Raw genomic sequence first — 14,403 nt, 5'->3', positions numbered from 1 at the left:
TAATTTTTTTGAGTTTTCTCTTGAAAATATTAATAGGGTTGATATAATAGTATTTGTGCTTGATATAAATCATATTAATCCACAGTAGCTCAGTGGTAGAGCTATCGGCTGTTAACCGATCGGTCGTAGGTTCGAGTCCTACCTGTGGAGCCATGGAGATGTACTCAAGTTGGCTGAAGAGGCGCCCCTGCTAAGGGTGTAGGTCGTTCTGCGGCGCGAGGGTTCGAATCCCTCCATCTCCGTTATAATAATTAAAGCATTTTTGAAACACCGAAACCTTGATATTATAGGTTTTGGTGTTTTTTTATGAACAAATGAATACACAAATGCTACATAATAGATTTCTAGGTGGAAAGTCGATGTATCGAGAAAGTTTATACTTATTTCAAAAGGGAATTTATTAAATGCTTGTAACTTTAATATGAAGAGGGGCTTTTAAAATATGGCTAATCAAAAGAAAGTGCTAGTAACAGGTGCAACTAGAGGAATGGGAAAAGAAATTTCAAAAGTATTAGCAGAGAAAGGCTATCATGTAATATTAGGTGCAAGAAATCTACAAGATGGTCAATCTATTGTGAAAGAATTAGAGTCAAAAGGCTTGTCTGTTGATACAGTTCAACTAGACGTTACTGATATAAATTCTGTGGAAAATGCAGCTCAAGAAATAAACGCTTTAGATATTTTAATTAATAATGCAGGTATAGCTTTAGAAGCTTCTAGTCCATCTAAACTTGATGTCACTAAAGTGAAAAAGGAATTTGAAGTTAATGTATTTGGTGTTATTAATGTAACTTCAGCATTATTACCATTACTTCAAAAAGAGAAAGAAGCAAAAATTATTAATATGTCTAGTATGATGGGATCTCTTACTTCAGCTTTAGATAAAGATTCAATTGTATATAATGCAAGTGTTGCTGGGTATCAATCATCAAAAGCTGCATTAAACATGTATTCAATTCAGTTATCAAAAGAATTAGAAAAAGAAGGCTATGATATCAGTGTAGATTTAGTTGATCCTGGAATGGTAGCCACTGAATTTGGAGGATTAGATCCAGAAACAGCTAAAAAAATGGGAGCACGTTCAATTGATGTAGGTATAAAAAGAGTTGTTGAATTAGTAGAACAAGATGGAAAAAATAAAAATATCACTTTTACAAACATTGATGGAGTTGTACCTTGGTAATTTAAAACGATTAAGAATTTTGTGCTTTTCATAAACGTTACTGTTAGAAAAATATCACTTTAACCCCACCTAAATGAATAGGTGGGTTTTTTGCCAACATAACGCTAACGAAATGGCTTAAACACTTGTATTAAGAGGTTTCTAATATTCCTCACTCTTCGTTATAATAATTGACGTTAAATCACAAAATTTAGTACTTTTATGTTTTGATGATTTTATTCCAAATGACTTTGCTTCATAAATTGAACACAGTTTGTTGCTCCTGCAGACGCTTTTAGATGTTAAATAAATTCCCAATAAAGTTGATTTGGTATTTTAAAGACGTTTATAAATTCGTATCTACTTTCTTCTTTTATACAATTAAATTTTAATGTATTATATAATTAATTAGAATGAAAAGAGGGAAGAGTTATGGTTAAGATCGCTTGGGTAGTACCATCACTTAGTGTATTGAATAATCAACAAGGAGATTTAGTTATTGAAAAACCTTTATCTTTTATTGATTTGGAAGCTTTACCAAACAATTTTTCTTTTAATGTATCTTTTGGGATAATTAATTTGGAAGATTTTAGACAATATGACTTAAATTTTAAAATTATAGACCCAGAGGAACAAATAATTTTTGATATTAATGTTGCAATAGATCATCAAAAATTAATTCAAGATAATCCAGAGAAGCAATTAAAAAATGTGTTTGAATCGAATGCAAATTTCAACAATTTTAAATTTCAAAAAGAAGGACTTTACACTATTAAATTATCTATAGATAATACTGAAGCCCAATCTAATTTTAATGTGAATTTGGTGTCGTAAATTATGAAAAACAACAAAATTACTAGACTAGAACATTTTAATATTCAAAATAAAGAAGATAGAAAAACATTTGATTCAAAGCAATTAAAAAGGGCAAGTGGAAGTTACGAATTCAATCCAAATTCTACTTATGAAGAGGTGTCTATAATGAGTGATTTTATTGAAAGAAAAGAATTTGAGCAGTTTGAAAAAAGAATTGATGATAACTTTAAAAATCTTAACTCTAAAATTGATAGTCTTCCTATTATCTTTGAAGACAAGATTGATAAGCATGTAAATAAAGCAAAAGTTGAATTGATTATGTGGATCATAGGTACTGCCATTGCATCTGGAGGATTAATTTTAACTGCCATTGGTATAGGTGCTAAATTATTAGGAATATACTAATACTATCTTGATTGAAGAACACCCCTAAAGTCGAACTAAAAGTTCAACTTTAGGGGTGTTTTATTAGGTTTAATAAATTTTTATTTGTCCTCTTCATCTCCATTATTATGCTTTTTAAAGTAAATTGCTTGTATGAAAAGTGTTAACATAGCTGTAAATATTAATAAACTGAAGACTGCCATTACTCTAGCTATAGGGCTTTCTTTATAAATGACTACATAAAAGGCTTGTATAAAAAAGTAAAGATAAAATGGAGAAAGTAAAAGCAAAGGTTTGATTGAATTTTTCATTTGTAATCACTCCTTTTTATGACCATTTTAGTATAACTATGATTTCATATATGCTCGTTCTTTTAAAGTGAAAATACAATGATGGATTAATTGCGATGTAAAATTGAAGGCAGATTCTTTGAAAAACGAAAGATAAATATACAGTTTTATAAGAATAAAAAGACCGATTTGCAGTTAAAAAAGAGATGACGAATTTTAGCGAAAGTAGTAAAATGATATTGGAAAAATATAGAAAAAACTAAGTGGGTTATTAATACAAAGTTATACACTATTAAAAAATAGCTAATTAAACTCACTGATAGTAAAAAACCGGTACTCACATTTTTAAAAAAGGGAGGAAGATATGCAATGAAATTATGGACGTATATTGGTAAAAAAGTAATGATAACGTTTAAAGACGGAGAAGAATTAAATGGAATAGTTACACATTATGATGATGCAGTAGATAATGAAACTGGTGAAGATTCTATAATTTTTAAAGTTGGTAAAGCATCATATGATATCGATGAAAGCGAAATTAAATATATAGAAATCCTAGATTAAGCAATCAGATGAAAACATCTAATAAAGAGTGGGAATTATTCTAAGGGAATCACGTTATTCAGAAACGGGAAGGGGATATACGATGAAATTATGGACGTATATTGGTAAAAAAGTAATGATAACGTTTAAAGACGGCGAAGAATTAAATGGAATAGTTACACATTATGATGATGCAGTAGATAACGAAACTGGTGAAGATTCAATAATTTTGGAAGTTGGAAAATCTTTATATGATATCGATGAAAGTGAAATTAAATATATAGAAATCTTAGATTAAGCAATCAGATGAAAATATCTAATAAAGAGTGGGAATTATTCTAAGGGAATCACGTTATTCAGAAAAGGGATGGAGATATGCGATGAAACTATGGACTTACGTTGGGAAAAATGTTTTGGTAACGTTAATTAACGGACGAGAATTTATTGGAAAAGTTACAAATTTCGATGATGAAGTAGAAAACGAATCTGGAGAGGATTCAATAAACTTGGATGACGGAAAATCATTATATGATTTTGATGAAAGCCAAATAAAATCTATTGAAATCCTAGATTAAACACCTGGAAATAAAGGTAGCAGACAGACTTTAAATGGTAGAAATCCTATTTATTGAAATTATCAAAAAAAGTGTAAAGAGCATTATGCTCTTTACACTTTTCGACTTTATGTTTATTTGTTTACTTATTTAATGTACGATCTAATTTTTTATATAAATCATTACCAATGATTTTTTTAAGCTCAGAATTAGGTATTTTTTTAAATTTTTTATTAGCTTTGAGTACATCTTCGGTAAACTTATTATCTAAGTTTGACATGTGTTCTACAAGTTCATATGCAGTAGCTTGACCAGATTGAATTTTTTCTAAGTCTGTTATTAATCCTTTAAGGTGGGTTGAGCTAGCTTCATTAAAGGTAATGAAAAAATCTCCCACTATTTTTTCGTTTTTATTAGCCTTAAAATTTTTAAGATTCTTTTTATGAATTTTTAGGTTATCGTCAAATTCCTTCGAATATTGTTTATATTTTTTTATCGCAACTTGAGGTTTAGCTGTTTCATCAGAACTAGAAAGCATATAGTTAAACATACGATCTGTTGTAGGTATATCTTTGCTTAAGAATTCTCTTAGTTCTTTATTGTAATCACCATCTTCATTTTTACTCTTTTTTGTTTCATTTTTATGTGTCTTTTCATCGTTTTCTTTAGTGATAGGTCCACATGCACCTAACAATATAGTTCCGACTAACGTGACAGCTAATAATTTTTTCATTTAATAACCTCCTTATAATCATTTATATTTGTTTAGATGTTATCGTCCATAGTGCTGATGACATTAAAAGATTGTCTGTAAAATGTAGTAGCAGAATTTAAAGGATAGAAGCTTTTTTATTGAAAGTGTCAAAAAAGTGACTGGGACATAATGTAATGTCTCAGCCGCTTTTAGTATCTTTACTCTATTTTATGTTTATTAAGAAAATGAGAATAGATCTTTGATCATATGTTTACTGACTCATTGCATCGTTGTATTTTTTATATAAGTCATTACCAATGATTTTTTTCAACTCAGAATCAGATACTTTTTCGCTTTCTTCATCTACTTTGTTCGTACCCTCATTAAACTTATCGGATAACTTGCCCATGTGTTTATAAACTTCAGGGTTAGTATCTTGACCAGATTGAATTTTTTCTAAGTCTTTTATTATTCCTTTAAGGTATGTTGAGAAAACTTCATTTAGAGTAATAAAATAATCACCCACGATTTTTTCTTTACCATTAGCCTTAAAGTTTTTTAGATTATCTTTATGAATTTTTAGATTATCGTCAATTTCCTTCGCATATTGTTTATATGCATCTATCGTATCTTGAGGATTGGCTGCTTCATCTGGATGAGAAGACATATATTTAAACATACGATCTAATGTTGGTATATCTTTTCTAAAGTATTTTCTTAGTTCTTTATTGTAATCGCCATCTTCATTTTTACTACTTTTTGTTTCATTTTTATGTGTCTTTTCATCGTTATCTTTAGTGATATTTCCACATGAGCTTAATAATATAGTTCCGACTAACGTTACTGCTAATAACTTTTTCATTTAAAAATCTCCTTATATACATATGTTTTTTTCTTAGTTGTTATCGTTCATATCAAACATAACTTTATTGGTACTAAACATTGCTGATTTAATAATCAATTTTTTCTTATCATCATTTACGATGTTATCTGATACATCAAATGCAATTTTTCCGTCCATAGTGCTGTCTGGGTTTATTTTTTGATATAAGAATGATTTATCTGTTGAATAACCTTCACCTTCACCTTGACTTGCGCTAAGTGAACCCATGGTATCAGTGTCCGCTACCTTATCTCCTGATTTAATATTGAACATATTTTCATCGACAGTAAGACTTTTAGTTCCGTTATTTTTTATTGTTATATCAGCAATTACAAATGAGTTTTTCGCTTTTGTAGGTGCTAAAGAAGGACCCACTTGGTCTGCTACTTCTACTGAATTTACAGTGACCTCTAAATCGCCATTTTTAGCAGAATCGCCAACTTTATATGTTTTATACTTGTTTACCTTTGATGAAAGGCTAGATTTAGAATTGCTATCACTAATTAAAGCAACACAACCTCCAAAAATAATTGCTAAAATGATGAATACAACTAAGCAACCACTACAACCCCAAATCCATTTATTTTTGTTAGATTTCTTTTTATTTTTGTACTTCTCAAATTCTTCCCACTCTTTAGAGCTTATTTCTTCATTGTTCATTTTTACCTCACCTTTATTAAAATTATATATTTAACGCTTCAATTTAGAATGCGTATAAATCTTACTGCTAAATTATCTGATATTAAATGAGTTATCTCCAAATTAAGCCTTAATATTTGTTCATCAGCTATTCTACACACAGTTAAAATTAGAGATACTATTTAAAAAATGAAATAAACTTTTTTCATCTTATATATTAAAATAGTATATTTTTATTACTTAAAAATTATAATATAAAATGATTATATGATGTTATATAGTTCCTAACTGTCCTTTTTTAGTTCCTAAGTGTATTGGTAGGCAGTATATAGAGCTGAGAAATAGTGCGATTCAGTATCAATCGCACGAAGAGTTGGGGGTATGTGCCGAGTTATCGTGCGTTTCGACAACCATCGCACGATATCTTTTATTTAAAATTCGAAAAGGCTAGGACAACTTTGTCCTAGCCTTATTCTTTATCTTAAAAATGTCGTCTCCAAATATAAAGATAGTGTGTGAAAGCGCTTTTATTTAAGTGTATTCTCTATTTATGGAGTAAGCGCTTACTTTTCAACTGAAAAATGATTCTTTAATGTTTCCAAACTTCTATCTTTAGTTAATACGTTTTGTATATCTAATGTAGGGCTTTCAATAGATTGTGGTGTTAGTTCATTTTCTGATTGAATGCTTCTAAATTGTTGTGGTGTCATGCCAAATAGTTCTTTGAATGTTTTATTTAAATATCGTACATCTGAAAAGCCGCTTGTTTGGCTGATGGTTAGTAAATTATTTTTAGTATTACTTAGTAAATATTTTGCTTTCTCACATCGTGCATAATTGACTAAATCTTGAAAAGTATAACCAAAATGCGTTTTTATAAAGTTTGATAAATAGGCCGTGCTTAAATTTTCATTCTCGGCTAATTCACTTAGGCTAATCTTTTCATGATAATGACGATTTATAAACTGACTAATTCTAGTGATGCGTTCATTTCTTGATAGCAAACGATCCCGTTCATTATTAGAAATTTGTGTGTAAGGTACGATGTTTAACAGTTCATTCAACGCTAAGATTGCATAACCGTAACATGATAGATGGAAATTATCTTTTTCTTGAAAATATAAAAAGCACATTGAAATAAAGTTATCCATAAGTGTCTGTGATTGATTTGGATTGATAGGTTGGTTATCAAATAGGATTTCGTTTATTTCGGGGAATACATGCTCAATGGATTTTGTATTGAATTGCAATATGAGTAATTGGGCAGTGCTATCTGAAATGAATTCGTGTAGTTGGCAAGTATTCAAAATGATGAATTGATCTTTTTTAACTTCTAACTGCTGATTTTCTAAATTTACCGTAAGTGAACCATCAACTACATAGATGATTTCTAAATCAGTATGTAAATGTGGGCGTCTATAATTGATTTCAATCAAAAATATTTTAATGTCATTTATTTTTTGATGCTCAATTAATTCGTATTCACTTTTCATTGATAATCACCTCTTATCAATAAATATAGACTTAATCATTTATATAAACAATAAAAATAATAATATTTGGAGGAATGAACTATGGCTTATTTTGAAAACATAGAAAAAATTAAATATGAAGGTGTTAATACGGACAATCCGTTAGCTTTTAGACATTACAATACTGAAGAAGAGGTATTGGGTAAACCGATGAAAGAACATTTACGTTTTGCTGCTGCATATTGGCATACAATGACACAAGATGGGTCTGATCCATTTGGTAGTGCAGTTAATACGCGTAATTGGTTTGATGAAGATCCGATGCAAACAGCTAAAAATCGTGTTGAAGCATTCTTTGAATTTATGGACAAAGTGGGTATTAAATATTTTTGTTTTCATGATGTAGATATTGCGCCTGAAGGTAATTCACTTCAAGAATTCTATGATAATTTGGATGTTATTACAGACTTAATTAAAGAGAAAATGGATGAAACAGGTATTCAATTATTATGGAATACAGCGAATATGTTTACACATCCTCGATATAACAACGGAGCAGCTTCTACGAATAATGCAGATATATTTGCTTTTGCAGCGGCACAAGTGAAAAAAGGTTTAGATCTTTCTAAAAAATTAGGTGGAAAAAACTATGTATTCTGGGGTGGCCGTGAAGGTTACGAAACATTACTGAATACAGATATGAAACTTGAACAAGATAACATTGCTCGATTTTTCAAAATGGCAGTTAAATATGCTGAGAAAATTGGTCATAAGCCTCAATTTTTATTAGAGCCTAAACCGAAAGAACCTTCAAAACATCAATATGATTTTGATGCTGCGACTACAATTGCATTTATAAAGCAATATGATTTAGAAGATGATTTTAAATTGAATTTAGAAGCTAACCATGCAACGTTAGCTGGGCATACATTTGAACACGAACTAAATGTTGCAAGAAACTATGATGCACTTGGCTCAATCGATGCTAACCAAGGTGATTTGTTATTAGGATGGGATACAGATGAATTCCCTACAGACATTCACGCTGCAACTTTAGCAATGTTAGAAGTAGTTCGTAATGGTGGATTAGAACCAGGAGGAATTAACTTTGATTCTAAAGTACGTCGTTCATCATTTGAGATGGAAGATTTAGTTCTTGCACATATTGCAGGTATGGATACTTATGCCCGTGCTTTAAAATCTGTAGAGCGCTTAATGAATGATCGTTTCTTTGAAGACTTGATTGCAGAACGATATGCATCATTTAAAACAGGTATAGGTGCGCGTATCGTAGAAGATAAAGAGGACTTTGATTCATTGACTGAACATGCATTCAGTTTAGATGATGTAGAGCTTAAATCTAGTCATATTGAATTAGTTAAATCTAAATTTAATGACTACTTAGTTTAAGCAAAAAATATATCTAACTATCTAATGATATTTGGATAGTTAGATTTTTTTAGAGGTGAAAATATGAGTTACGTATTAGGCATAGATTTAGGAACAAGTAGTTTGAAAGGTATTTTGATGAACAGAAGCGGAGAAGTTGTTGCTGAAAGTAGTAGTGAATATCCTTTAGACACGCCAAGTGTTGGATATGCAGAGCAGCATCCAGATTGTTGGATACTTGCTTGTGAAAAAGTATTAACGCAATTAACAATTGATGTGAAAGACTTTGGCTCAAAGTTAGAAGCAATTAGCTTTTCAGGACAAATGCACTCACTTGTCGTATTAGGAGAAGATCATCGTCCTGTCTATCCTGCAATATTATGGAATGATGTTCGTACGACTGATGAATGTAAAGTCATTGAAGATAAACTAGGTGAACGTTTATTTAAAATTACGAAGAATAGAGTGCTTGAAGGATTTACTTTACCTAAAATTCTGTGGTTACAAAAAAATGAACCAGAAACTTGGAGCAAAGTTAAAAAAATCATGATGCCTAAAGATTTTCTTGGTCATTGGTTTACAGGTGTTTATTACACTGAATTTAGTGATGCTGCAGGCACACTTTTATTAGATGGAGAGACAAATACGTGGTCTGAAGAAATGGCGAGTCACTTTGATATTGATAACGATCAATTGCCTAAATTACTAGAATCATTCGCATTAGTGGGTCAAGTTCGTGAAGATATTAAAGAACGTTTCAATTTAACAAACGATGTGAACGTTTATGCTGGTGGTGCGGATAATGCATGTGCTGCACTTGGGGCTGGTTTATCAAGTGATACTGGACTTGTGTCTATTGGTACGAGTGGCGTCTTTAGTGCAATTGAACCAGAAGTAAAAAACTATAAAGGACAATTACATTTCTTTAATCACGTCATTCCGAATCAATATTATTCTATGGGTGTTACTTTAGCGGCAGGTAATTCATTGAATTGGTTTAAAAACACTTTTGCGAAAGGGCAAGATTTTTCAGCATTATTAAATGAAATATATACTGTGAATCCTGGATCAGAAGGATTGCTCTTTACACCTTATATCGTAGGTGAACGCTCTCCACATTATGATAGTCAAATACGTGGTAGTTTCATCGGTATCGATACACATCATGAATTAAAACACTTTTCACGTGCGGTATTAGAAGGAATCACGTTTAGTTTGAAAGATAGCCAAGTTATCTATAACCAATTAAATGATGATCATATAGATCGTTTGATTTCTGTAGGTGGAGGATCAAAAAATCCAGATTGGATGCAAATTCAAGCAGATATCTTCAATAAAAATATTATCCGACTAGAAGTAGAACAAGGTCCAGGGTTAGGTGCATGTATGATTGCAGCGATTGGACAAGGATGGTTTGTATCAGCAGATGAAGCGATTGAAGAATGGGTGAATTATAAATCAGCAGTATTTACACCTAATCAAAAAGCAGTTGAACATTATGAACGTGTCTATTCAATTTGGAAAACAGCTTATGCACAGACAAAAAATATGAGTCATTCATTACAAACAATAATAAAATACGAGTAAATGAGGGATAAAGATGAAATTATCAAAATCAATGATATTTTTCTTTGGTGCTTTAGGAGGGTTATTATTTGGGTATGATACGGGTGTCATAGCAGGAGCCCAAATATTTATTCAAGAAGAATTAAAGTTAAATGAATCTCAAATTGGATTTGTAGTAAGTTGCGTATTAATCGGTGCAGTAATTGGTGCGGTATTAATTTCGCCACTAGCAGATAAATATGGACGCAAGAAGATGATGATGGTTACAGCATTTATCTTCTTTATAGGTGCAATTGGTTGTGGATTAGCACCTGATGTTGTTGTCTTAAATATTTCTCGATTATTTTTAGGTATCGCAGTTGGGGGAGCAAGTGCTTTAGTGCCAATGTATTTAGCAGAACTTGCACCAGCAAAAGATAGAGGACGATTAACAGCATTAAACCAATTAATGATTATGACAGGTATGTTAATTGCATATATCGCCAATTTTGTGTGGCAAGATTCAGCAATTGGCTGGCGTTTAATGCTTGGATTTGCAGCTGTTCCGGCTTTAATTTTATTTATAGGAGCAGTATTATTACCGGAATCCCCTAGGTATTTGGTGAAGAACGGTAAAATAAGCCAAGCGTTAGACATATTAAATAATGTGTTAACTAAAGAAGAAGCTGATAAAGAAATTAATGATATACAAGAACAAAATGCTCAAGCGACAGGTACATTTAGAGATGTATTTTCAAAATGGATAAGACCTGCATTAGTTGTTGCATTTGGATTAGCGATTTTGCAACAATGGATGGGATGTAATACTGTGTTTTATTACGCACCACGTATTTTAATGAGTGGCGGAACGGACGCAGCGACCGCAATTAAGACTCAAATTTTATTAGGTGTATTCTATGTGATTGTGACAGTTGTAGCGACAATATTTATGGATAGATTTAAACGTAGAACCGTATTAATGGTAGGCGCAATTGCGATGGGCGTTTCATTCTTTGCTTTAGCATTGGCATTTCATTTTGAAGCGGGTAAAGAAGGATTTCATATTTGGACATTTGTATTTATAGCTACATACATTTCAAGTTTCTGTGCAACATGGGGGCCAGTGATGTGGATCATGATTGGAGAAGTATTCCCACTTAAAATTAGAGGACTAGCAGTAGGGATTGCTTCTTTAGTAAACTGGGTAGCTAACTGGACAGTATCAGTAAGTTTTCCAGCATTAGAAGCATCTTTAGGAGATATTGTCTTATTTAGCATATTTGGTATCTTTTGTGTGATTGCAGCATTGTTTGTGAAATACTTTGTATTTGAAACACGAGGCCATACGTTAGAACAAATTGAACATGCATTAATAGAAAATAAAACAAAATTATTGAATTAAAATGTAGCAATCATATTGCAAATTGAAAAAGATAACCATCTCTAAATTTTTATAATTTAGGATGGTTATTTTTAATGAGAATAAGGTAAAAGAAGACTAAGGTGGTATGATTAAACAAATGAATTAAAATGATGGAGTGAGGAAGTTGTTGAAATTAAAAGAATCTAGAAATATTTATTTGAAAGGTGGTAATGAAGCGGTATTACTTTTACATTCTTTCACAGGAACGATTAGAGATGTGAAAGACCTTGCAGAAATATTACATAAGGTAGGATTTACATGCTATGTACCTGCTTATAAAGGACATGGATTAAGTATCGAATCATTTTTAGCGTATGACGTTAGAGATTGGTGGGCACAAGTTGAAGCGGCGTATCAATTTTTAATAGATGAAGGTTATGAAGTGATTAATGTGCTAGGCGTATCATTAGGCGGATTAATGTCATTAAAACTTTCAGAAACACATAAAATAAATAAGTGCATTGCCATGTCGACGCCGCAAGAACGCTATGGTGAAGATATCAAAAGTAGACTAAAACGTTATGGTAAGAAAATGAACGAAATTCAAGGATTAAATCAAGAAGAAAGTGAGAGACAGCTTGCTTTAATAGAAGATTATGATCAAGGTGCTAAATTATTTACAGCATTCATCGTTGAAATAATGAACGATTTAAAAGAAATTAAAAATCCAATTTCAATTATGTATGGTGGTCAAGACCAACAATTATATAAAGAAAGTGCAGAATATATTTATAATAATGTGGCTACTGAAGATAAAACATTAAAAGAATATAAAAACGCATCACATCTAATGACACGTAGTGAAGATCACGAAAAAATTGAACAAGATATAATGGGAATTTTGCGAACGTAGGTGTTGAAGTAGCTGGGCTTGGAAGTTGAGTAGGGAAATTGCGTGAGTCGTAGATTAAGTTATGAATTAAGCGACGAGATGAGCCAAGTCGTGAGTTAACGCGGAAGTTAATCCAAGAAACGGCCAAAGTCGTGAGTTAACGCGGAAGTTAATCCAAGAGATGAGCCAAGTCGTGAGTTAACTCCGGAATTAATCCAAGAGAAAGCCAAAGTCGTGAGTTAACTCCGGAATTAATCCAAGAGATGAGCTAAGTCGTGAGTTAACTCTGGAATTAATCCAAGAGATAGCCAAAGTCGTGAGTTAACTCTGGAATTAATCCAAGAGATAGCCAAAGTTGTGAGTTAACTCGGAAGTTAATCCAAGAAACGGCCAAAGTCGTGAGTTAACGCGGAAGTTAATCCAAGAGATGAGCCAAGTCGTGAGTTAACTCCGGAATTAATCCAAGAGAAAGCCAAAGTCGTGAGTTAACTCCGGAATTAATCCAAGAGAAAGCCAAAGTCGTGAGTTAACACCGAAGTTAATCCAAGAGATAGCCAAAGTCGTGAATTAACTCGCTAAATAAATTCAAATAAAAAACCTGAAGACAAAGTTCGTTTTGAACTTTATCTTCAGGTTTTATTTACATACCGCCTAGTAGTCCACTGATGTATACACCAAGTGCTAATAAAAGACCGAATATTGTATTTGCTTTTCCTGTTGCTGCCATAGCGGGCATCATAGATTGTGGTGTGTCATTCTTATTAAAGCGTCTTACTGCTTTAATTGGGAATGGTACTGAAATTAATACGAGTAGCCATAATATTGATCCATATGGTTTAAATAATGCTAAGTATATAACGATGACATATGCAACGATATATAAAATAGCCATAGTCATGATTGAAAATCTTTTTCCAACTAATATTGCATAAGTCTTTCTTCCGCTTAATTTATCTTTTTCGCGGTCTCTAATATTATTTGCTAAGTTAATTAGACCAATAGTAATAGAAACTGGGATACTAAGTAATGCAGGGAAGAAGCTTAAATGACCTGTTTGAATATAGAAGGATATCATAACGATAACAAAGCCCATGAAGAATCCGGCAAAGATTTCTCCAAATGGTGTCCAAGAAATCGGGTATGGTCCGCCTGTATATAAATAACCAATTGCCATACAAACAAGTCCTATTGGTATTAGTAACCAAGTACTTTGCATACAAATATAAATACCTAAAAATATAGATATAATATAAAAGACAATTGCTATGTTGTAGACTGATTTAGGTGACATGCCGTTTCGAACAATTGCACCACCGATACCAACTGAAGTATGGTCATCGAGTCCGCGTTTATAATCGAAATATTCATTGAACATGTTGGTTGCTGCTTGTATAAGTATGCTTGCTAAAAGCATTGCAAGGACAACCGAAATTTTGATTGAAGATTCAGCACCAGTTAAAAATATTTTTGAAGCTGCTGTACCTAATAAGACGGGTACAAATGAAGCAGTGAGCGTATGTGGTCTCATTAGATGGTAATATTTTTTTAATCCAGAATGCTGAGATAAATTTTGTGACATATTGTACCTCTTATAATAATATTTTTGACAGTATTAGTATATGCTTTCAGATTCAATTGGTCAATCACTGTAATTGTGTAAAATTTTAATATATATTCGCTTTTCTAAAAGCAATATTAGCACATGTTATGATAAAAAATGATAAAATAGGTAGATAGATATTTATCGGAAAGAAGTGGAAGTGAGATGGCCTTGAGG

At 31.7% G+C, this 14,403-nt stretch carries 16 protein-coding genes and 2 tRNA genes; 12 read left to right on the top strand and 6 right to left on the bottom strand.

Features of this window, described 5'->3' with window-relative positions; translation table 11 throughout:
* The first annotated feature begins 78 nt into the window (after positions 1–78).
* From P3U32_RS09195 to P3U32_RS09175, 5 genes are all read left to right on the top strand, one after another.
* Positions 79–153, top strand: a tRNA-Asn gene (locus P3U32_RS09195).
* A 1-nt stretch (position 154) separates the two neighbouring features.
* Positions 155–242, top strand: a tRNA-Ser gene (locus P3U32_RS09190).
* A 200-nt stretch (positions 243–442) separates the two neighbouring features.
* A complete protein-coding gene (locus P3U32_RS09185; protein ID WP_323702839.1) occupies positions 443–1,183 on the top strand; it encodes an SDR family NAD(P)-dependent oxidoreductase in 741 nt (246 codons plus the stop codon).
* A gap of 411 nt (positions 1,184–1,594) precedes the next feature.
* The gene (locus tag P3U32_RS09180; protein ID WP_323702838.1) at positions 1,595–1,996 is read left to right on the top strand and encodes a DUF6941 family protein; all 402 of its coding nucleotides are present in this window, start codon (positions 1,595–1,597) and stop codon (positions 1,994–1,996) included.
* A 3-nt stretch (positions 1,997–1,999) separates the two neighbouring features.
* Entirely contained in the window at positions 2,000–2,383 is a 384-nt protein-coding gene (locus P3U32_RS09175; RefSeq protein ID WP_323702837.1) for a hypothetical protein, read from the top strand.
* Between the two features lie 80 nt (positions 2,384–2,463).
* Here P3U32_RS09175 and P3U32_RS09170 read toward each other — a convergent pair whose 3' ends face one another.
* A complete protein-coding gene (locus tag P3U32_RS09170; RefSeq protein WP_323702836.1) occupies positions 2,464–2,673 on the bottom strand; it encodes a hypothetical protein in 210 nt (69 codons plus the stop codon).
* A 348-nt stretch (positions 2,674–3,021) separates the two neighbouring features.
* Here P3U32_RS09170 and P3U32_RS09165 point away from each other — a divergent pair, with 348 nt between their 5' ends.
* From P3U32_RS09165 to P3U32_RS09155, 3 genes are all read left to right on the top strand, one after another.
* Positions 3,022–3,216: an LSM domain protein gene (locus P3U32_RS09165; protein WP_323702835.1), complete on the top strand. Its 195-nt coding sequence runs from the start codon at positions 3,022–3,024 to the stop codon at positions 3,214–3,216.
* An 82-nt stretch (positions 3,217–3,298) separates the two neighbouring features.
* Complete coding sequence (locus P3U32_RS09160; RefSeq protein WP_323702834.1) at positions 3,299–3,493, top strand: LSM domain protein; 195 nt, start codon at positions 3,299–3,301, stop codon at positions 3,491–3,493.
* 82 nt (positions 3,494–3,575) lie between these two features.
* The gene (locus tag P3U32_RS09155) at positions 3,576–3,770 is read left to right on the top strand and encodes an LSm family protein (RefSeq protein WP_323702833.1); all 195 of its coding nucleotides are present in this window, start codon (positions 3,576–3,578) and stop codon (positions 3,768–3,770) included.
* A gap of 121 nt (positions 3,771–3,891) precedes the next feature.
* Here P3U32_RS09155 and P3U32_RS09150 read toward each other — a convergent pair whose 3' ends face one another.
* The 4 genes from P3U32_RS09150 to P3U32_RS09135 form a co-directional block, all read right to left on the bottom strand.
* A complete protein-coding gene (locus P3U32_RS09150; RefSeq protein WP_323702832.1) occupies positions 3,892–4,482 on the bottom strand; it encodes a hypothetical protein in 591 nt (196 codons plus the stop codon).
* A gap of 232 nt (positions 4,483–4,714) precedes the next feature.
* Positions 4,715–5,305 carry a hypothetical protein gene (locus P3U32_RS09145; RefSeq protein ID WP_323702831.1) on the bottom strand — a complete coding sequence of 197 codons (591 nt, stop codon included), beginning with the start codon at positions 5,303–5,305 and terminating at the stop codon, positions 4,715–4,717.
* Positions 5,306–5,338: 33 nt separating this feature from the next.
* The gene (locus tag P3U32_RS09140; protein ID WP_323702830.1) at positions 5,339–5,986 is read right to left on the bottom strand and encodes a DUF4352 domain-containing protein; all 648 of its coding nucleotides are present in this window, start codon (positions 5,984–5,986) and stop codon (positions 5,339–5,341) included.
* A gap of 542 nt (positions 5,987–6,528) precedes the next feature.
* Positions 6,529–7,458, bottom strand: coding sequence for an AraC family transcriptional regulator (locus P3U32_RS09135; RefSeq protein ID WP_323702829.1), 930 nt, complete (start codon positions 7,456–7,458; stop codon positions 6,529–6,531).
* Positions 7,459–7,539: 81 nt separating this feature from the next.
* On the opposite strand from P3U32_RS09135, the gene xylA reads away from it, so the two are divergent.
* From xylA to P3U32_RS09115, 4 genes are all read left to right on the top strand, one after another.
* Positions 7,540–8,847 carry a xylose isomerase gene (xylA, locus tag P3U32_RS09130; RefSeq protein ID WP_323702828.1) on the top strand — a complete coding sequence of 436 codons (1,308 nt, stop codon included), beginning with the start codon at positions 7,540–7,542 and terminating at the stop codon, positions 8,845–8,847.
* 63 nt (positions 8,848–8,910) lie between these two features.
* Positions 8,911–10,413, top strand: a complete 1,503-nt coding sequence (xylB, locus tag P3U32_RS09125) for a xylulokinase (RefSeq protein WP_323702827.1) — start codon at positions 8,911–8,913, stop codon at positions 10,411–10,413.
* A 13-nt stretch (positions 10,414–10,426) separates the two neighbouring features.
* Complete coding sequence (locus P3U32_RS09120; RefSeq protein WP_323702826.1) at positions 10,427–11,773, top strand: sugar porter family MFS transporter; 1,347 nt, start codon at positions 10,427–10,429, stop codon at positions 11,771–11,773.
* 148 nt (positions 11,774–11,921) lie between these two features.
* Complete coding sequence (locus tag P3U32_RS09115) at positions 11,922–12,647, top strand: alpha/beta hydrolase (protein ID WP_323704869.1); 726 nt, start codon at positions 11,922–11,924, stop codon at positions 12,645–12,647.
* 619 nt (positions 12,648–13,266) lie between these two features.
* Here the strand turns inward: P3U32_RS09115 and P3U32_RS09110 are convergent.
* A complete protein-coding gene (locus P3U32_RS09110; RefSeq protein ID WP_323702825.1) occupies positions 13,267–14,205 on the bottom strand; it encodes a 1,4-dihydroxy-2-naphthoate polyprenyltransferase in 939 nt (312 codons plus the stop codon).
* Positions 14,206–14,403 lie beyond the last annotated feature (198 nt).

Source organism: Mammaliicoccus sp. Dog046 (assembly GCF_034039665.1).
Classification (GTDB): domain Bacteria; phylum Bacillota; class Bacilli; order Staphylococcales; family Staphylococcaceae; genus Mammaliicoccus.
This window is presented reverse-complemented; position numbering and strand designations above follow the sequence as displayed.